The organism is Cyanobium sp. CH-040, from assembly GCF_024346135.1.
In the GTDB taxonomy this organism is placed as follows: Bacteria; Cyanobacteriota; Cyanobacteriia; order PCC-6307; family Cyanobiaceae; genus NIES-981.
Map to the genome: position 1 here is coordinate 38580 of NZ_JAGQCJ010000014.1, position 19259 is coordinate 57838.

The window sequence follows — 19259 nt, forward strand, 5'->3', positions numbered from 1 at the left end:
CGTGCCGCAGACACCATGCGCTGAGGCCCTGATCGGGGGACATGCAATCCCCACCCCTGCACCGGGGTTCAGCTGAGAGGATGGGGCGGACCCGCCCGCAGTTGGCCCGTGACGTTCAGCGCCAAGACCGAGTACGGCCTGGTGGCCCTGATCGAGCTTGCTGCCGTGGAGGCGCAGGGAACCCCCCTGCAGGTGGGAGAGATCTGCCGGCGTCAGCAGATCCCCGATCGTTATCTGGAGCAGTTGCTCACCAGCCTGCGCAAGGCCGGAATCCTGAGCAGCGTCCGGGGCCCCCGGGGCGGCTTTCGCCTGGCCCGGGCGCCGGGCGAGATCACCGTGGCGGAGGTGATCACCTGCCTGGAGCGAGGCTCGCAACCGGAGCGCCAGGGCGACCGCAGCAGTGCGGCCTTCGGCGCGGTGACCAGCCTGGCGCGCCAGCTGGAGCAGGAGCGCAGCCGGTTGCTCAACGCCACCACGTTGCAGCAGCTGCTCGAGGAGCGCGATGCCAGAGAACAGCCCCAGCAGATGTTCTACATCTGAGCGTCAGCCGGTTCCGGGGTAGGCATCATCACGTCGATGACAGCGGCCCGGATGACCGCGATGCCTGAGCTCTCACCATGGCCGTTCTGCTGATCAGCCTGGGCTCGATCCTGCTGCTGGCGCTGCTGGCCACGGCGCTGGCCGAGCGCGCGCCGCTGCCCCGGGTCACCCTGCTGCTGCTGCTGGGGGTGATCAGCGGTGCGCCCGTGCTCGCTCTGATCCCTGCCCAGCTGGTGGCGCAGTTCGGGGTGATCGCCAACATCACCCTGCTGATGGTGGGCTTCCTGATCGGCGGCAAGCTCAGCCACCACTCCCTGGCCCATGAGGGCCGCCAGGTGGTGCTGATCTCGCTGCTGGAGGCCGTGGGCACGGTGGCGAGCGTGGGCATGGGATTGATGCTGCTGGGGCTGGACTGGGCCCAGGCCACCGTGCTGGGCTGCATCGCCGCGGCGACGGCACCCACCGCCGTGCTCGACGTGGTCGCCCAGCTCACCGGCGGCAGCGGCCCCCGCCGCCGGTTCGCGGACCTGCTGCTGGGCATCACCGCCCTGGACGACGTCTGGGCCCTGCTGCTGTTCGGGATCGGCCTGGCCCTGGCCCGGGCAAGCCAGGGCCAGGACCCCTCCCCCCTGCTGCCCCTGCTGTGGGCCTGCCGGGAGCTGGGCGGGGGCGCGCTGGTGGGACTGGCGGTGGGACTGCCGGCGGCCCTGCTCACCGGGCGCATCCGCGAGGGACAGCCGATGCTGCTGGAGGCGCTCGGGATCGTGCTGCTCTGCGGCGGGCTGGCGGCGCAGTTCCAGGTGTCCTACCTGGTGGCCGCGATGGTGATGGGGGCGGTGATCGCCAACCTCGCCCGCCATCACGACTACCCCTTTCATGCCATCGAGGGCATCGAACTGCCGTTCATGGCCCTGTTCTTCGTGCTGGCGGGGGCTTCGCTCGATGTGGGCGGCCTGCGCCGGATCGGGGGCGTGGGCCTGGCCTATGTGCTTCTGCGCTGCCTCGGCAAGGTGGGAGGGGCTGCGACGGGGGCTCGCTGGGCCGGCACCGACCCACTCACCCGGCGCTGGGTGGGAGCTGCCCTGCTGCCCCAGGCCGGCTTGGCCGTGGGCATGGCACTGGTGGCTGCCGACCAGCTGGGGGAAGGGGCCGCGCCGGTGCTGAGCCTGGCCATCGGCTCCACCGTGGCGTTCGAGCTGGTGGGGGCGCCGCTCGTGCGCCTGGCGCTCAGCCACTTCCGCGACACCCCCGAAGCGGTCGGCTGAACGGACTGCATACACTCGGCCCCAGCACCCGCTACCGGAGTGATCCCTTGGCGAGGAACCCAGCCCAGGCAGTGCTTCGCGGTGGGTCTGCCGGCCGGCGTCGGCTTGCCGGCTCGGCCGCGGCGGCGCTGATGGCGCTGCCCCTGCTGCTGGGCTGCCGTCCGGACCAGCAGGGCGGAGGGCCGTCGTCTCCCCCGCTCACGGTGGCCACCACCGCAGTGGCCCCCACCGCCTTCAGCACCGCGATCGACACGATCAGCACCCTGGAGGCGATCGAGGAGGTGCAGCTCTCCTCCCAGGCGGACGGACGCATCCGGGAGCTGCGCGTGCGCCAGGGCAGCCCGGTGCGGGAAGGGGACCTGCTGCTGGTGCTCGACCAGATCCAGGCCCGGGCCGACGTGGCCCGCCTGCAGGCCCAGGCCCGTACCGATCAGATCAACTACCAGCGCTACGCCTATCTGGCCCGACAGGGAGCCGTGAGTGCCGAGCAGCGCGATGAGTTCCGCCTGCGGGCGGTGGCTTCCCGCGAGCAGCTGGAGGCGGCCACGGCCGACCTGGGCTTCCGCAACGTGCGCGCCCCGATCAGCGGCATCGTCGCCGATCTGGAGGTGAAGGTGGGCGATGTGATCGAGGCCAACAGCCCCTTCACCCGCATCGTGCGCAATGACCGCCTGCAGGCCCGGCTCGAGGTGCCGGCGCTGCAGGCCGAGCGGGTACGGCCGGGTCAGGCGGTGGTGCTGATCGACTCGGAGACGGAGCGCGAACTGGCGCGGGGGCAGCTGAGCACGGTGGATCCGCTCATCGACGGCGCCAGCCAGTTCCTGCTCGCCAAGGCCGAGTTCGACAACAGCGCCGGCAGCCTGCGCAGCGGACAGCGCAGCCGCGCCCGGCTGCTGCTGGAGGAACGCCAGGAGCTGGCGGTGCCCTTCCAGGCGGTGACCCAGCAGTCCGGCCAGGCCTTCGTGTTCGTGCCCGGCAGCCTGGCCGACCTGGAGCGCAGCCCGGGGCGGGTGGATCTGCAGCGCCTGCGCGCCCTGCCGCCCGACACCCGCTTCGCGATCCAGGTGCCGGTGCGGCTCGGCTCCCTGCAGAACAACCGCTACCCGGTGCTCGCGGGCCTGAGTTCCGGCCAGGCGGTGATCACGTCCAACCTGATCAGCCTGCGCCACGGCCAGCCGATCCAGGTGAGCGGGTCCGCCTCGGCGGACACCGCGTCCTGACAGGGCGGCCGCCCCGGGGCTAGAACCGCAGCGTATGGTTCCGCCCCCGCCCGCCACCGTGACCCGCGCCCCCATCGGCGACAGCCTCGGGGCCCGCCTGCGCCAGCTGCACAGCCAGCTGCTGGAGGTGGTGCCGGCGGTGGACCGCATCGGCTGCGCCCTCTACGACCCCCGCGACGACCTGCTGCGCACCTTCGTGAACAGCACCCGCAGCGGCGTGCCGATCGAGGCCTACGAGTGGCGGCTGGCGGAGACCTCCGCCCTGCACCGGCTGGCCAGCGTCGGGGGCAGCCGCGTGATCGACGACATCCCGGCGGTGATCAAGGGCGACACGCCCCACTCCCGCTGGCTGCTGGAGCAGGGGTACCGCTCCTCCTTCACCGTGCCCCTGGCCCACCGGGGCAGCTTCATCGGCTTTCTGTTCTTCGATTCCCTCCAGCCGGCGGCCTTCACAGCACCGGTGCAGCGCAGCCTGGAGCTGTTCGCCGTGCTGGTGACGCTCACGATCGGCCAGGAGCTCGACCTAGTGCGTTCGATCGCCACCTCGGCCCAGGTGGCGCGGGAGTTCGCCAACCTGCGCGACACCGAGACCGGCGGGCATCTGGAGCGCATGGCCCACTACGCCCGCCTGATCGGCCGGGAGCTGCAGGCCAGCCATGGCCTCAGCGATGAGTACATCGAGCATCTCCACCTCTTCGCCCCCCTGCACGACATCGGCAAGATCGGCATCCCAGACGAGGTGCTGCTCAAACCCGGTCAGCTGGACGCCGAGCAGCGCCGCCTGATGGAGAGCCATGTGCACATGGGTGTGCAGCTGCTGGAGAAGCTGATCGCCGATCTCGATCTGCAGGAGCGGGGCGAGGTGGCCATGATGCGCAACGTGGTGGCCGATCACCATGAGTGCCTGGACGGATCGGGCTACCCACGTGGTCTGCGTGGCGAGGAGATCAGCCTGGAGGCGCGCATCATCGCCGTGGCCGACGTCTTCGACGCCCTCACCAGCCACCGGCCCTACAAGTCCCCCTGGACTCTGGAGGCCGCCCTGGATCAGCTGCAGCGGCTGGTGGAGCTCGGCAAGCTCGACGGCGACTGCGTGGCCGCCCTGCGGCGCCGCGGCCGTGAGGCGGAGGCGATCCGGGACCGCTTCCGCGACAGTGGACCGTGATCGGGGCCACAGTGGGATCAGTCGCGGGGCAGCCATGGGACTACGCACCGGTCTGAGCAGCGGTCTACGCAGGGGTCTACGCAGGGGAGTCGGGCGCTGGCTGCGGCGCCTGGGGGAACGGCTCGATCCCCAGGCGGTGTCCGAGATCGGCCTGGGCAGCCGCAAGCTGCCGGCCCTGGGAGAGCTCGATGCGGGGCCTGCCGCCGGCGATGAGGCCATCCCGTCGGTGCCCTGGCAGGGCGTGCGGGAGCGGGCCCTGGGCAAGAGCCTGGTGACCCTGCGCTCCGAAGCCCTCTACAGCCTGGGGGCCCTGCATGCCGCCCACCTGGCGGCGGCGGCCGTGTTCGACGACCGGCGGCTGGCGGCGGCGATCGCCCAGCGCAGCGGCGAGACGGTGAGCGACGAGACCCTCACCAAGCTGGCCGAGGCGGCCTCGATCTGGCACCGCGACAGCGCCTCGCTGGGCATGGCGCTCACGGCCGTGGGCTCCACCCAGGTGCCCGACATGGTGCTGGCCGAGGCCCTGCAGGTGGACGAGCAGGAGGCCGAGGCCCTCGAAGCGATGACCGAGGGCTATCAGATCGAGCTCAAGCGCCAGATCCTCGAGGAGGCCGATTCCTGAGCACAGGAACGCGGGCGACTGATCCTCAGCCGGTCATCTGATCCACCCTCATCAGGGCTGAGCCCAGCAGCTCGCTCACCTGCTGCAGCTGGCCCTTGCTGCCCATCACCACCAGCAGCTGGCCCGGCTCCAGGCGCTGCTCCCGGCCCGGATTGGCCACCAGATCCTGCTCAGGAAGCCGGTAGCTGGCGCCTCGGTACTGCCGCTCGTTGGTCGCTTGCCGGCGAGGCTGGCGCACCGCCAGCACCAGCGCACCGGTGCGCCGGCCCAGCTCCAGGTCCCCCAGGCTCATGCCGTTGAGCCGGCCCAGATCCGTCGGGTCGTCACTGAGCAGGAACTCCTCCACCTCGCAGTCGCTGCCGGCCAGCAGATCCATGAAGGTCACGGCCATGGGTCGCAGGGCCGTCGCCGCCATCATCCGGCCGCCGCTCACGTACGGACTCACCACCTCATCGGCGCCGGCCAGACGCAGCTTGCGCTCGGCCTCGTCACTGTCGGAGCGGGCGATCAGGCGGCAGACCGGCGCCAGCCCGCGGGCGCTGAGCACCACATAGAGGTTGGAGGCATTGCTGGAGAGGGCCGCCACCAGGGAGCGGCAGCGGTGGATGCCGGCCTCCAGGAGGGTTTCGTCGAGGGTGGCGTCAGCCGCGAGCACCGGCAGCCCCTCCTGTTCGGCGGCCTCGCGGCGCTCCGGATCGGTCTCCACCACCAGCAGCTCGACGCCCTCGCGACGCACCTGGGCGGCGATCTCCCGGCCGATGCGGCCATAGCCGCAGAGAATCACGTGATCTTGCATGGTGTTCAGCCAGCGACGGAAGCGGCGCTCGCGCAGGCGCCGGAAGTAGCCCGATTCACTCAGCCCCAGCACGCCCTGGATGCTGATCTGCACCACCACCAGGCCCCCCAGGATCAGCAGGGCGGTGACCACCCGGCCGGAGGTGGAGAGAGGGTTGACCTCCCCGTAGCCGATGGTGCTGAGGGTGATCGCCACCATCCAGTAGCAGTCGCCCCAGTCCCAGCCCTCGGTGAGGCGGTAGCCCAGCGCCGCCAGATTCACGAGCACCGCCAGGGCAACCGGGGCTCGCCAAGGTCGCCGGATGCGTGTGGAGGGGGGACGGCGCCGGCGCCAGGAAGGGGGAGCCATCCGCGGAAGGGGGGCCTGTGGATCCGCTGCTCCGGACCTGCGGGCCATTAAACCAACCCTGCCCAGGCAGCATGGGACCCAACGTGCGGGTCCACACCCGGGCCCCAACCATCGTCTATGGACCAGGACTGGATGGAGGCGGCTGCGGCCCGCGCCGAGGCCCGGCTGAGCGGGGCGGGGATCGAGCTCACCCTGGGGGGGGAACCCACCTACGTGCCGCTCGAGCCGGAGGGGGCCGAATGGAGCGTGGCGGCCGATGGCCCCACCAAGCTGCCCATGGCCCGCGCCATGGCCCGGGCGATCCAGCGGCGCACCTGGCCCGGCAGCACCCTGATCTACTGCAGTGGCAAGCGCTACGAGGGGGAAGTGAATCCCCGCTGGGCGCTGCGCCTGGTCACCGGACTGGACGGCAGGCCGATCGCCCCCTGGCCCGTGCCCGACGGCGAGGGTGATCCGCTGGCGGCGGACGCCGCCAAGGACTGGCTGAAGCGCCTGGGCCAGGGTCTCGGGGTGCGCCTGCACTCCAGGAAACTGCGCGATCCCCTCGATCCCCAGCGGCGCGTGTGGGCCGTGCCGCTCACCTGGGACGGGCAGGCATGGAGCAGCAGCCGCTGGGAGCTGCCCCGCGAGCGGCGCCTGCTCACCCGGGCGCCGGGCCCTGCGGGGCTGCGGCTGCCGCTGGAGCACTTCCCCGCCACCATCCCCTGCCAGCTGCTCACGCTGGAGATCGATGCCGAAGGCTGGAGCCTGTTCCTGCCGCCGCTGGAGCGCCGGCCCACCGAAGTGCTGCTGCGGGCCATCAGCGACCAGGCCCGCGGGCATGGGAGCGGCGGTCCCCTGGCGCCCCCGGAGTTCAGCGGCCTGCTGCCGGTGGATGCGGCGGAGGGCTGGGACGTGCTCGGCCTGGCGGCCGATCCGGGGGTGCTGGAGATCAACCTGCCGGTGTGCGCCGGCTGGAGCGCCTACCGCCACTGGATCCGGCTGCTGCACGAGGCGGCGGCCGAGGTGGGGATGCGCAGCTGGAAGGCCGGCGCCGGGGGCGGCCAGGAGGGCACCGGCGGCGGCAACCACCTGCTCTGGGGCGGGCCCAGCCTCGAGCGCCATCCCTTCTTCGGTCGCCCCGCCTGGCTGGTGGGGATGCTGCGCTATTTCCAGCACCATCCCAGCCTCGGCTATCTCTTCAGCGGATCCAGCGTCGGTCCGGCCTCCCAGGCGCCGCGGCCGGATGAGGCCCTGGGAGGCCTGTTCGACCTGGAACTGGCCTACCGCTTCCTGGAGGGGCTCGGCGGCGGCGACCAGCGCCAGCTGATCGGCGAGACCCTGCGGCACCTGCACGCCGACCGCTCCGGCAACAACCACCGCAGCGAGATCAGCCTCGACAAGTTCTGGAACCCCGGCACGCCGGCCGGCTGCCTGGGGCTGATCGAGTTCCGGGCCCTGGAGACCCTGCCCGAGCCGGACTGGACGGCGGCCATCGCCCTGCTCTGGAGCTCGCTGGCGGCGATGCTGCTCAGCCCCGAACGCCGGCCGGCGCGGCTGCGCGACTGGGGATCGGCCCTGCACGACCGCATGCTCCTGCCCTCGGCCCTGTGGCACGACCTGGAGCTGGTGCTGGCGGATCTGGCGGAGGCGGGCCTGCCCCTGGCCGCCGAGCCCTTCCAGGCCATCTGGCGCTGGCGCTTCCCGCCGCTGCTGCACTGGCAGGGCGACGATCCCGGCGAGCACATGGGCCTGCTGCCGGCCCTGGAGCCCTGGCCGCTGATCTGCGACGTTCCGCGGGAGGGGGGCTTCACCAGCCGCTTCGTGGACGGCTCCCTGCAGCGCTTCGAGGTGCAGAGCAGCGCGGCCTTCCGGCGGCGGTTCCAGCTGCGGCTCAACGGCCGCCCCCTGCCCCTCGGCGAGGCCCCCCTGGCGGTGCGCTACCGCCAGCACCGCCTCTACCCCTGCCTGCATCCCGGCATCGCGCCGCACCTGCCGCTGGTGCTGCAGCTGATGGGTGCCGAGGTGGCTGAGGCCGGTGAACCCAGGCAACCCCTGGCCCAATGGGCACTGGAGAGCGCCGAGGGTGGCTGGCAGCCCCAGGCCCCGAGCCGGGTGACGGCCGCGACGGCCGCCGCCTGGCAAGCCCTGGAGCCTGGCCTGTGCACGGTGGATCTGCGCCTGGAACCCGGGACGCACCGCTGAAACCGGGGGAGCCGGGCGTGATCCCGAAGTTTTCCCACAGCTCTCTGGCCCCACGCCCCCCGACACACCCACCCTGAAGAGAGCAACGGCGGCGGAGCCCCCCGGCATGGCGGAGAGCATGGCTGGATCCACGGTGATGGAGCGCGAGCAGCCTCTGCCGCCGGAGGTGCTGCGCGAGAACGGCCAGCGGGAGGTGTTCTGCGGGCTCACCTCGATCGTGTGGCTGCACCGGCGCATGCCGGATGCCTTCTTCCTGGTGGTGGGCTCGCGCACCTGCGCCCACCTGATCCAGAGCGCCGCCGGCGTGATGATCTTCGCCGAACCGCGCTTCGGCACTGCGATCCTGGGGGAGCGGGATCTGGCCGGTCTGGCCGACGCCAACGAGGAGCTTGACCGGCTGGTGGCCCAGCTGCTGGAGCGCCGCCCCGAGATCCGCACCCTGTTTCTGGTGGGCAGCTGCCCCAGCGAGGTGATCAAGCTGGATCTGGCCAAGGCGGCCGAGCGCCTGGGCCAGCAGCACCGGGGCCGGGTGACGGTGCTCAACTACAGCGGCAGCGGCATCGAAACCACCTTCACCCAGGGGGAGGACGGTGCCCTGCAGGCCCTGATCCCGCTGATGCCCACAGCCGAGCAGCTCGCTGCCGCGCGGGCTCAGCTGCCCGACCAGCTGCTGATCGTGGGCACCCTGGCCGATGCGGTGGAAGACCGGCTCGTGAGCCTGTTCCGCAGGCTCGGCATCGAACGGGTGGCCAGCCTGCCGCCGCGGCGTTCCACCGAGCTGCCGGCCGTGGGCCCCGGCACCAGGCTGCTGCTGGCCCAGCCGTTCCTGAGCGGCACGGCACGGGCCCTGGTGGATCGGGGCGCCGAACTGATCCGCGCCCCCTATCCCTTCGGGGTGGAGGGCAGCCGGGCCTGGATGGCCGCGGCCGCGGCCGCCTTCGGGGTGGGGCAGGAGCGGGTGGCCGAGGTGCTGGATCCCCTGGTGGAGCGCGGCCGGCGCGCCCTGGCTCCCCAGCGCGAGGTGCTGGCCGGCAAACGGCTCTTCCTGCTGCCCGATTCCCAGCTGGAGATTCCCCTGGCCCGCTTCCTCTCCCGCGAGTGCGGCATGGAGCTGGTGGAGATAGGCACCCCCTATCTCGACCGCCAGCTGATGGCCGAGGAGCTGGCGCTGCTGCCCGTCGGCACCCGGCTGAGCGAGGGCCAGCACGTGGACAACCAGCTGGCCCGGGTGCGCGAGGCGCGTCCCGATCTGGTGCTCTGCGGCCTGGGCCTGGCCAACCCGCTGGAGGCCGAGGGCATGGCCACCAAGTGGTCGATCGAGCTGGTGTTCAGCCCCATCCACGGCATCGACCAGGCCGGCGATCTGGCCGAGCTGTTCGCCCGTCCCCTGCGGCGCCGCGCCGCCCTCTCGTTCGCCTGATTCGCCCGCTCGCCTGATGGAACTCACCCTCTGGACCTACGAAGGCCCGCCGCACGTGGGCGCGATGCGCATCGCCGCCTCGATGGAGGGCGTGCACTACGTGCTGCACGCACCCCAGGGCGACACCTACGCCGATCTCCTGTTCACGATGATCGAGCGGCGCGACAAGCGTCCGCCCGTGACCTACACCACCTTCCAGGCGCGGGATCTGGGCGGCGACACCGCCGAGCTGGTGAAGCGCACGATCGCCGAGGCGGTGGAGCGCTTCCAGCCCGAGGCCCTGCTGGTGGGCGAGAGCTGCACCGCCGAACTGATTCAGGACCAGCCCGGTGCCCTGGCCGCCGGCATGGACCTGGGCGGCGTGCCGGTGGTGAGCCTGGAGCTGCCGGCCTACTCCAAGAAGGAGAACTGGGGTGCTGCTGAAACCTTGTATCAACTGGTGCGGGGGCTGCTCAAGCCCCAGCTGCCGGCTCCGGGCACGCCCAAGCCCGATCCCACCCGCTGGCGCGCCGAGGGCCGGCGGCCGCGGGTCAATCTGCTGGGCCCCACGCTGCTGGGCTTCCGCTGCCGCGACGACGTGCGCGAGATCACGCAGCTGCTGTCCTGCTACGGCATCGATGTGGCGGTGGTGGCGCCGCTGGGGGCGCGCCCGGCCGACCTGATGCGCATCCCAACGGCCGACGCCAACCTCTGCCTCTACCCGGAGGTGGCGGGCACGCTGTGCAGCTGGCTGGAGCGCAGCTTCGGGATGGCGGCGGTGCGCACCGTGCCGATCGGCATCGGCGCCACCGTGGCCTTCCTGCGGGAGCTGCACACGGTGCTGGGGATGGAGCTGCCGGCCGAGCTGCAGCCCGGCGCCGACGGCGTGTGCGAGGCCGAACGCCGCTCCCGCCTGCCCTGGTATTCGCGCTCGGTGGATTCCACCTACCTCACCGGCAAGCGGGTGTTCATCTTCGGCGACGCCAGCCACGCCATCGCCGCCGCCCGCGTCGCCAGCCGCGAGCTGGGCTTCCAGGTGGTGGGCCTGGGCAGCTACAGCCGCGAGCAGGCCCGGGAGGTGCGTGCTGCGGCCAAGGAGCTGGGCCTGGAGGCGCTGATCAGCGACGACTACCTGGCCGTGGAGGCCGCCATCGCCGAGGCGGCCCCCGAGCTGGTGCTCGGCACCCAGATGGAGCGCCACAGCGCCAAGCGCCTGGGCATTCCCTGCGCCGTGATCAGCACGCCGCTGCATGTGCAGGACGTGCCCGCCCGCTTTTCACCCCAGATGGGCTTCGAGGGGGCCAACGTGATCTTCGACAGCTGGGTGCACCCGCTGATGATGGGGCTGGAGGAACACCTGATCGGCATGTTCCGCCACGACTTCGAATTCGTGGAGGGCCACCGCAGCCACCTGGGCGAAGCTGCCCCCGCGCCGGCACCGGCACCGACCCAGGAGGCCGCGCCAGGCCATCCCACGGCCATCACCCCGGGCAACGGCGAGCTGCGCTGGACCGCCGACGGCGAGGCGGAACTGGCCCGCATTCCCTTCTTCGTGCGCGGCAAGGTGCGGCGCAACACCGAGGCCTTCGCGCGGGAGCGGGGTCTGGCCTGCATCGACGGCGAAACCCTCTACGAGGCCAAGGCCCACTTCAGCCGATGAGCTGCGATTGGTCACCGATTGGTGACAGCGCCGGTGGCGATGTTTCGGATTGCACCAGTGCCACCCAGGCGGTGATGCCGGGGTCTTGGATGGCACCAGGCCGCGCGGATCTGCCAGGCCTCTAGGTATTTTCTCCCAGCTGTTTTTTTCTCCCAGCTTTCCCCCAGTTTTCTCCCGGCAACGTTCTCTGAGAACGCGCTCCTCCGCAGCCGTTTCTGCCGGCAGCCCGTTCTGCCAGCAGCCCCTTCACCCAGCCACCAGGTCTCCCAGCAGCCATGACCACCACCCTTCAGCCCCCTGCCTCGATCGGAAACCCCAGCGACGGCGAGGGCAGCGTGCAGGTGCATCAGGACCCCGCGCTGCACATCGAGGAGGGCGCCCTGGTGATCGCCGTCTACGGCAAGGGCGGCATCGGCAAGAGCACCACCAGCTCCAACCTTTCGGCGGCGTTCTCGAAGCTGGGCAAGCGGGTGCTGCAGATCGGCTGTGATCCCAAGCACGACTCCACCTTCACCCTCACCAAGCAGATGGTGCCCACGGTGATCGACATCCTCGAGACCGTGGACTTCCACACCGAGGAGCTGCGGCCGGAGGATTTCGTGTTCGAGGGCTACAACGGCGTGATGTGCGTGGAATCCGGCGGGCCGCCGGCCGGCACCGGCTGCGGCGGCTACGTCACCGGCCAGACGGTGAAGCTGCTCAAGGAGCACCACCTGCTCGAGGACACCGACGTGGTGATCTTCGATGTGCTCGGCGATGTGGTGTGCGGCGGCTTCGCGGCGCCGCTCCAGCACGCCCACTACTGCCTGATCGTGACGGCGAACGACTTCGACTCGATCTTCGCCATGAACAGGATTATCGCCGCCATCCAGGCCAAGGCGAAGAACTACAAGGTGCGTCTCGGTGGCGTGGTGGCCAACCGCTCGGAGGACACCGATCAGATCGACCGCTTCAACGACCGCGTGGGCATGAAGACCATGGCCCACTTTCCGGCGGTGGATGCCATCCGCCGCTCACGGCTGAAGAAGTGCACGATCTTCGAGATGGAGGCCACCCCGGAGGTGGAAGCGGTGCAGAACGAGTACCTACGCCTGGCACGCAACATGCTGGAGGCGGTGGAACCGCTGGAGGCCGAATCGCTCAAGGACCGCGAGATCTTCGACCTGCTGGGCTTCGACTGACGCCGGGCTTCAGGGGGTGGAGCCCAGATCCACACAGCCCTGCCGCTGGAACTGATCCACCTTCTCGCCCAGGCGATCGGCCGTCTGGGCCACCTGGTCCACCAGCTGGCCGTAGGTGGCGGCGTAGCGGGCGTAGGCGTCGGGATCGGCGTTGCGCAGCGTCTCGGCCTGGGCGGGATTGAGGCGGATGGTGCGCATCTCCCGCAGGCGCACGTCGAACTCCCCGCGCTTGAGCGCGCCGATCTCGGCGCGCAGCTGGGCGCAGGCGGCCACGGCCCGCTGGTGGTACTGGCGGCGCAGCTGCCAGGCCAGCGCGAACACCCCCAGCACCGCCAGCAGGGCGGCCAGAACCGAGAGCCTGGCGCGCAGGGTGAGCGGTGGCGGTGCCATGGGTCTCAGATCTCCGCGGCCGCCCGCTCCACCAGCCGACGCGCCACGGCCTGCGTGCCGGTGTGGCGGTAGGTGTCGGTGAAGACGTCGAGGAAGGTGGCCAGCTGATCGAAGCGGCCCTGCCAGGGCCCGAGGGTGGTCTCCAGGGCCCGCACCGCCTTCTGGCCGGTGAGGCCGAGGCCGCCCACGAAGCCGCCGGCCCAGCCCAGCCAGGTGTCCACACCGCGGCGGATGAAGTCCAGGTGGGCCGCCTCGCCCCGTCCCGGGATCAGGGAGGCCATACCGGCATATCCCGGCAGCTGGCGCAGGTCCGCCTGGCCCACCTGGCCGAGCAGCGCGTCCAGCCGCTCCAGCGCCTGATCGCCGAGGGGCAGCAGGGCGTCGAAGCACACCAGCGCCGCCATCCGCACCCGCGCCTCGCTGCCGTACTCCGCCAGGGCGGCGGCGAAGTCGCCGAAGCTGTCGCCCGGCAGGCCGTTCACCTGGGTGAATGCAAGCAGCTCGGCGGCCACCTTGAGCCCCAGATCGGCCGCCTGCAGGGTGTCGCTGGCCGGCGTGAGGTCGGCCACCCGCCGCAGCAGCGGCACCGCGCCGCCCACATTGGCCAGCAGCCGCAGCCCGCCGGCGGCCTGCTGGGAGCGGTTCACGGCCTCGTAGAGGCTCAGGGCCCGCCCGTAGCCCTCGTGACGGGCGCGGCTGAGGACATCGGCCCGGGCCCGCACCTGGGCGATCAGGGCCGGATCGTCGCTGCCCATCACCTCGCGGATCAGGGCGTCGGCGGAGGTGATGTTCTGCCAGTCCCCCGGCACCACCGTGCTGATGCCCCTGAGGGCCAGCACGGTGAGGTTGCGGCGGGGCAGGCGCTCCAGGCGCTCGAGAACGGTGGCGCTCATGCGGCCTCAGCAGCGGATGGGAAAGCGGGCTGGGGAACGGGTTGGAGAGCGGGGCCGCGGTCGGCCTGGCGGCGGGGCAGGGCCGGCGCCTGCAGCGCCGCCAGCCCCTTCAGGTCGAAGGCGTCCAGGAGCTCATGGCGCTGGCTCACGTCCAGGCCGGCGCCCTGGCCGATCACCTTCACCTGGAAGCGCTCGGCCACCAGCAGGGCACTGGCCTGGGGGCCCTGCTCCACCACGGGCCAGCCCTGGATGCGGTCATCGCTGGCGCTGAACTTATCCCGGGCCTCCGGGGCGGTGGCGGTGTCGGAGATGGCCAGCAGGGCCAGGGTGGCGTCGCCCTGCTTGAGGCGGGCCTCGCTGAAGCCCCGCTTCTCCTGGGTGAACACCAGCTGCTCGCCGGGGCCGGCCGGCGGGAACAGGCGGTTGAAGGCGGTGCCGTTCACCACATGGGCGGTGGGCACATCGGCCACTGTGCCGCCCGGCAGCCACTCGCCCAGCGGCAGCAGCACCAGGCCGGCGAGCAGCAGCCCCCCCAACAGCAGGAGGCCCAGCCCCCAGCGAACGACACGCCCCATGGCAGCAGCGCAGATTCCGCGCCCTGCTTAGCCGCGGCCGGAGCCTGGCAGTGCCGAGGGCGTGTGGATCGTTGCAGATCTGCTTGGATTCAACGCGACGGCAACGGCCAGCGATCGGGGGGTCCAGTGAGCGTGACCAGCGCGCTGATCGACGCCCTGCGCAGCCCCGAGGCCTACGACCATCCCGTGGACAGGATCACGGTGCTCGAGACCCACATCTCCTGGGTGCTGCTCACCGGCCCGGTGGCCTACAAGCTCCGCAAGCCCGTGGATCTGGGCTTCGTGAACTTCACCACCCTGGAGCGCCGGCTGCACGACTGCCGCGAGGAGCTGCGCCTCAACCGGCGCCTGGTGCACGACCTCTACCTGGGCCTGGCGGCCGTGGTGCCCACCGAGCAGGGGCCGCGCCTGCGGGAGCTGGCGGAAGACCGCAGCGACGCGGAGATCCTGGGAACCCCGCTGCAGGAGGTGGCGGTGCGCATGCGCCAGTTCCCCCAGGAGGCGCTGCTGCCGGCGGCCCTGGCCCGGGGAGAGGTGAGCGGGGCGCACGTCGACGACCTGGCCGAAACCCTGGCCCACTTCCACGCCACCGCCGCCATCGCTCCCGCCGACGGGCCCTACGGCACCCCGACGGCGGTGCGGGAGCCGGTGGAGGCCAATGTCACCTGCCTGCGGGAGCGGGCCGCCGCCGCCCTGCAGCCACGGCTGGAGCGGCTGGCTGCCTGGAACGCCGCCGCCTTCACCGGCCTGGAGTCGCTGCTGCGCCAGCGGCTCGGGCAGGGCCGGGTGCGGGAGTGCCACGGCGATCTGCACCTGGGCAACATGCTGCTGCGCAGAGGCCGGATCGAGGTGTTCGACTGCCTCGAGTTCAGCCCCGCCCTGCGCTGGATCGACGTGATCAGCGACCTGGCCTTCCTGGTGATGGATCTGCAGCAGCGCGGCCATCCAGGCCTGGGGTCCCGACTGCTCAACCACTGGCTGGAGTGCAGCGGCGACTACGGCGGCCTGGCCCTGTGGCGCTGGACCGTGAGCTACAGGGCCCTGGTGCGCGCCAAGGTGGCGGCCCTCAGCGGCGACGGAAGCGGCGACGGCCCCGTGGCGGCCTACCTGGCGCTGGCCGAGGCCGCGATCACCCCGGCCCCCCAGGCCCTGCTGATCTGCCATGGACTGTCCGGCAGCGGCAAGTCGCACCACACCGGCCCCCTGGCCGCCGAGCTGGGAGCCATCCGCCTGCGCTCCGACGTGGAGCGCAAGCGGATGTTCGGCCTCTGGGGCATCCCAGCCCGGGCCAGCCGCAGCGGCGACCCCTACGCCACGGAGGTGAGCGAGGAGCTGTTCGGCGAGCGTCTGCCGGCCCTGGCGGCGGCGGTGCTGGCTGCGGGCTTCACGGTGATCGTGGATGCCTGCTTTCTGCGCCGCTGCGATCGGGCCGCCATGGCGGCGGTGGCGGAGCGGGCCGGGCTGCCGCTGCTGATCCTGGAGTTCAGCGTACCGGCGGCACTGCTGCGGGAGCGCATCGAGCAGCGCCAGCGCCGCGGCCGCGACCCCTCCGACGCCGATCTGGAGGTGCTGGAGCGCCAGTTCGGCTGGGATGAACCCCTCAGCGCCGCCGAGCTGCAGCACACCATCCCGGTCACGCCGGCGAGCGCGGTGGACGCCACGGCGGCGGCGGTGCGACCGCGCCTGCGCCTGGCCGCCCCGGAGCCCGGCAGGGCATGACCAGGGATGCAACCCTGGAACGACCGGTCCACCTGGTGCATCGCTATCCGGCCAGCGCGCTCGTGCGGGCCGGCTCCGCAGACCCATGACTGCCGCCCCACCCCAGCCCGCCAACGTCCCCAGCCCGCGCACGGTGCTGGTGAGCGGCGCCAGCCGCGGCATCGGCCGTGCCATCGCCGAGCGCCTGCTGGCCGATGGCCACCGCGTGAGTGCCGGCGTGCGCGATCCGGCCAGCGTGGCGGCGCTGGGCGCTGAAGAGCCGGATCGCCTGCTCATCCAGCCCTACGAGGCCGGCGCCGGGGACGACGATCCCCGCGGCCCCCGGGCCTGGGTGGAGGCCACCGCGGAGCGCTGGGGTGGCGTGGATGCGGTGGTGCACTGCGCCGGGGTGTTCTCGCGGGTCGGGCTCCTCCATGCCGACGGGGAGGAGGAGGAGATCGCCCGGGTGCTGGACGTGAACCTGATGGGCCCCTGGCGGCTGAGCCGGGCGGCCTGGCCGCTGCTCGCCGCCAGTGGCGAAGGGCGCGTGCTCACGCTGGTGTCGATGAGCGGCAAGCGGATGAAGGGGCGGCTGGCCGCCTACGGGGTGAGCAAGTTCGCCCTGCTGGCCCTCTGCCAGGCGATGCGCAACGAGGGCTGGGACGACGGCATCCGCGTCACGGCGATCTGCCCCAGCTGGGTGAACACCGACATGGCCGCCGCCGTCACGGCGATCCCCCGTCAGGCCATGACCCAGCCGCAGGACCTGGCCGCCAGCGTCAGCCATCTCCTTTCCCTGCCCGCGGCGGCGGTGCCGTTCGAGTTCAGCGTGAACTGCCAGCTGGAGGCCTGAACCCCGTGGCCAGTGCAACCCGCCAGCACCACTACCGACTGCTGCTGGTCGCCTGCATGGCGATGCTCGCCATCTTCACCTTTCCCGATCCCTGGAACCGGCTGGCCTCCCCCGGCTATCTGGCCCTGGGAGTGGTGATGCTGAGAGCCCTGGGGGGGGGCGGCGAGCGGAGCCGCCGGGGCACCCTCCACCGGCGGCTGTACCGGGGCACGGGCATCGCCACTCTGGCCGTGGGCGGGCTCTGGCTGCTCACCCCCCTGGAGTTGCGCGACACGGGGGTGCCGGTGGTGGTGCTCTGGGTCCTGTTCAGCCTCTGGAGCGCCCAGCGCCTGATCCATCAGCTGGGCAAGGAGCGCAGCGTCGACGAGGCGGTGCTGAGCGGCGCCCTGGCGGGCTACCTGATGCTGGGTCTCTCCGGCGGCATCCTCAGCGCGGCCGTGGAGACCGTGGCCCCCGGCAGTTTCACCGGCGTCGACCTCACCCCGCACGGGCCTGACGGTCTGGATCCGGTTTGGAGGCTCGACTTCGTGAAGCTGAACTACTTCGCCTTCGTCTCGCTCACCACCACCGGCTACGGCGACATCCTGCCGATCACGCCTGCGGCGCAGATGCTGAGCATTGCCCTGGCGGTGGCCGGCAACAGCTACCTGGCCATCGTGCTGGGGGTGCTGATCGGGCGGTTCAGCATGCGCGGCAGCGATGACCGGAACAGCCATGACCGCGATGGCCTCGACGACAGCCGCGACTGAAGCCAACAGTGCCCGGAGCAGGCGCGGCGGCTGGTTGTGAGCAAGGGTGACCGGTCGTTGACCGGGCACGGGCTGGTGCACAGAGTGGAGCAACGGCCCCTGAACGCTTCGCCGGGTTCTCCCTCCTCGACTCCATGACTTCGCTCCGCTTGCTGGCGTTGCTCGGCTCCGCCATCTCGCTCGGCACCGTGGCCCTCCCCAGGGCCGCCGGCGCGCAGACCCTCTACTCGCTCGACACCACCTGCAGCATCCAGCGCATGGCCCCCGTGCCCTGCGTGGTGGAGGCCGTGGACGTGGGCGACGCCACCGAATACCGGCACCGGGTGGGCAACCGCACCCTGGTTTACCGCGTGTTCGATGAGCCCTATGTGCGGATCGAGGCCCTCAATCCCACCAGCAACACCTGGGGGCCGGTGCGCAACGCCACCATCCGCTTCTCCGCCAACGAGCTCTGCTTCAACGACCGCGCCTTCTGCGTGGTCAACCCCAACTACCTCAACAGCGTGCGCGAGGAAGGGGGCCCGGCCCTGGCGGGCCGCGACCGGATGGGTCTGAGTTTCGGCAGCAACGGCCGCACCGAGATCGCCTGCTTCGACGACGGCTGCACCCGTCTGCTGGAGGCCATCAACCGATGAACCGCGTTCTCCGAGTGGGCACTCTGGTGGGGCTGAGCCTCTGCCTGGCTCTCGAGCCACTGCCGCTGATGGCCGGCTCCGGTCCTGGAGCCGGTACTGCCGTTCTCTCTGAAGACCTGCTGCTGGCCCGTCGGGGTGGCGGCGGCGGTGGCGGTGGCCGCGGTGGCGGTGGCGGCCGTAGCTACGGCCGCAGCACTGGCGGCAGCCGCAGCTCCTCCGGCCGCACCGGCTTCGGCAACTACAGCAATGGCGGCAGCGCCTTCCGGGGCAGCAGCAAGCCCGCCGGTGGCTTCAGCAGCGGCAGCAAGAAGGCGACCTCCTCCGGCAGCCGGCAGGTCCAGGGTGGCCAGGGCTCCGGCAACCGACAGCAGAACGCCTCCTCCCGTCAGCAGGGACGTCAGGACCTGGCCGGAGACCGCCAGGGTCAGCGCTCCGACCGACAGGGCCAGCGCACCGACCAACGCAGCGATCGGCAGGGTCAGCGTGCCGACCAGCGCGGCGATCGCCAGGGTGAACGCACCGACCGCACCGAGATCCGCCAGGAGAACCGCACGGACCGCTCCAGGAACCGCCAGGACGAGCGCAGCGACCGCGTCTCCGACCGCACCGACCTGCGCCGCGACCGCTCCGACAACCGCTGGGACAACTACTGGTCGGGCTGGGCCCGGCCGGGCTGGGGCTATGCCCGCCCCTGGAACTACGGCTGGTATGGCGGCTGGAGTTCTCCCCCCTGGGGCTGGTGGGGCGCCAGCGCCGCGGCCTGGGGCGTCACCGCGCTCACCACCGCCGCGATCATCGACGCTGCCGTGGATGACGCCATCACCGATCAGGTCACCTACATCGCGGTGCCCAACACCAGCTATGAGCTCTACTACCCGAGCGTGGAACCCGCCGGCAGCCAGGGGGTGACCTTCGTGGTGAATACCGACACCGGCACGGTGGAGATGAGGGCGGATTGTCAGCAGGGAACCCTCGACGGACGGACACCCCGGACGTCTGAGGAGGCGGAGCTGCTCAATGCGGCCTGTGTCGTGGCCTACGGGGATTGAAGACTCACGGCCATCGACACGGTCTCTGGGGAGCATC

Annotated in this window: 18 protein-coding genes; 14 read left to right on the forward strand and 4 right to left on the reverse strand. The window is 71.6% G+C overall.

The annotated features are described in order from the left end of the window. The first annotated feature begins 108 nt into the window (after positions 1-108). The 5 genes from KBY90_RS12130 to KBY90_RS12150 all read left to right on the forward strand — a co-directional run bounded on the left by KBY90_RS12130 (position 109) and on the right by KBY90_RS12150 (position 4812). Positions 109-540, forward strand: coding sequence for an Rrf2 family transcriptional regulator (locus tag KBY90_RS12130; protein ID WP_254968913.1), 432 nt, complete (start codon positions 109-111; stop codon positions 538-540). A gap of 77 nt (positions 541-617) precedes the next feature. Further along, positions 618-1805, forward strand: a complete 1188-nt coding sequence (locus KBY90_RS12135; RefSeq protein ID WP_254968914.1) for a cation:proton antiporter — start codon at positions 618-620, stop codon at positions 1803-1805. A gap of 131 nt (positions 1806-1936) precedes the next feature. Continuing rightward, positions 1937-3025 carry an efflux RND transporter periplasmic adaptor subunit gene (locus KBY90_RS12140; RefSeq protein ID WP_254968915.1) on the forward strand — a complete coding sequence of 363 codons (1089 nt, stop codon included), beginning with the start codon at positions 1937-1939 and terminating at the stop codon, positions 3023-3025. Between the two features lie 58 nt (positions 3026-3083). Beyond that, entirely contained in the window at positions 3084-4190 is a 1107-nt protein-coding gene (locus KBY90_RS12145) for an HD-GYP domain-containing protein (protein WP_254968916.1), read from the forward strand. Positions 4191-4224: 34 nt separating this feature from the next. Then, a complete protein-coding gene (locus KBY90_RS12150; protein WP_254968917.1) occupies positions 4225-4812 on the forward strand; it encodes a hypothetical protein in 588 nt (195 codons plus the stop codon). 25 nt (positions 4813-4837) lie between these two features. Here KBY90_RS12150 and KBY90_RS12155 read toward each other — a convergent pair whose 3' ends face one another. After that, positions 4838-5956: a potassium channel protein gene (locus KBY90_RS12155; RefSeq protein WP_254968918.1), complete on the reverse strand. Its 1119-nt coding sequence runs from the start codon at positions 5954-5956 to the stop codon at positions 4838-4840. A 117-nt stretch (positions 5957-6073) separates the two neighbouring features. On the opposite strand from KBY90_RS12155, the gene KBY90_RS12160 reads away from it, so the two are divergent. From KBY90_RS12160 to bchL, 4 genes are all read left to right on the forward strand, one after another. Beyond that, positions 6074-8140, forward strand: a complete 2067-nt coding sequence (locus KBY90_RS12160; protein WP_261353285.1) for a transglutaminase family protein — start codon at positions 6074-6076, stop codon at positions 8138-8140. A 136-nt stretch (positions 8141-8276) separates the two neighbouring features. Continuing rightward, on the forward strand, positions 8277-9560 hold the full coding sequence (locus KBY90_RS12165) for a ferredoxin:protochlorophyllide reductase (ATP-dependent) subunit N (protein WP_254968942.1): 1284 nt from the start codon (positions 8277-8279) through the stop codon (positions 9558-9560). Positions 9561-9576: 16 nt separating this feature from the next. Then, complete coding sequence (locus KBY90_RS12170) at positions 9577-11199, forward strand: ferredoxin:protochlorophyllide reductase (ATP-dependent) subunit B (RefSeq protein ID WP_254968919.1); 1623 nt, start codon at positions 9577-9579, stop codon at positions 11197-11199. Between the two features lie 275 nt (positions 11200-11474). After that, positions 11475-12380, forward strand: coding sequence for a ferredoxin:protochlorophyllide reductase (ATP-dependent) iron-sulfur ATP-binding protein (bchL, locus tag KBY90_RS12175; RefSeq protein WP_254968920.1), 906 nt, complete (start codon positions 11475-11477; stop codon positions 12378-12380). A gap of 9 nt (positions 12381-12389) precedes the next feature. Here bchL and KBY90_RS12180 read toward each other — a convergent pair whose 3' ends face one another. Genes KBY90_RS12180 through KBY90_RS12190 form a run of 3 tightly spaced genes read right to left on the reverse strand, consistent with a single transcriptional unit; the run spans position 12390 to position 14238 of the window. Further along, positions 12390-12770, reverse strand: a complete 381-nt coding sequence (locus tag KBY90_RS12180) for a hypothetical protein (RefSeq protein ID WP_254968921.1) — start codon at positions 12768-12770, stop codon at positions 12390-12392. Positions 12771-12775: 5 nt separating this feature from the next. Then, complete coding sequence (locus KBY90_RS12185) at positions 12776-13663, reverse strand: hypothetical protein (RefSeq protein ID WP_254968922.1); 888 nt, start codon at positions 13661-13663, stop codon at positions 12776-12778. Next, positions 13660-14238 (reverse strand): hypothetical protein, encoded by a 579-nt coding sequence (locus KBY90_RS12190; RefSeq protein WP_254968923.1) that lies wholly within the window; start codon positions 14236-14238, stop codon positions 13660-13662. The genes KBY90_RS12185 and KBY90_RS12190 overlap by 4 nt, the downstream gene beginning before the upstream one ends. A 132-nt stretch (positions 14239-14370) precedes the next feature. On the opposite strand from KBY90_RS12190, the gene KBY90_RS12195 reads away from it, so the two are divergent. The 5 genes from KBY90_RS12195 (at position 14371) to KBY90_RS12215 (ending at position 19222) form a co-directional block, all read left to right on the forward strand. Beyond that, positions 14371-15957 carry a bifunctional aminoglycoside phosphotransferase/ATP-binding protein gene (locus KBY90_RS12195; RefSeq protein ID WP_254968924.1) on the forward strand — a complete coding sequence of 529 codons (1587 nt, stop codon included), beginning with the start codon at positions 14371-14373 and terminating at the stop codon, positions 15955-15957. Between the two features lie 85 nt (positions 15958-16042). Beyond that, the gene (locus KBY90_RS12200) at positions 16043-16789 is read left to right on the forward strand and encodes an SDR family NAD(P)-dependent oxidoreductase (RefSeq protein WP_254968925.1); all 747 of its coding nucleotides are present in this window, start codon (positions 16043-16045) and stop codon (positions 16787-16789) included. A 5-nt stretch (positions 16790-16794) separates the two neighbouring features. Continuing rightward, positions 16795-17538, forward strand: a complete 744-nt coding sequence (locus KBY90_RS12205) for a potassium channel family protein (protein WP_254968926.1) — start codon at positions 16795-16797, stop codon at positions 17536-17538. A 134-nt stretch (positions 17539-17672) separates the two neighbouring features. Continuing rightward, a complete protein-coding gene (locus KBY90_RS12210) occupies positions 17673-18173 on the forward strand; it encodes a hypothetical protein (RefSeq protein WP_254968927.1) in 501 nt (166 codons plus the stop codon). After that, the gene (locus KBY90_RS12215; RefSeq protein WP_254968928.1) at positions 18170-19222 is read left to right on the forward strand and encodes a hypothetical protein; all 1053 of its coding nucleotides are present in this window, start codon (positions 18170-18172) and stop codon (positions 19220-19222) included. Before KBY90_RS12210 ends, KBY90_RS12215 begins: the two co-directional genes overlap by 4 nt. Positions 19223-19259 lie beyond the last annotated feature (37 nt).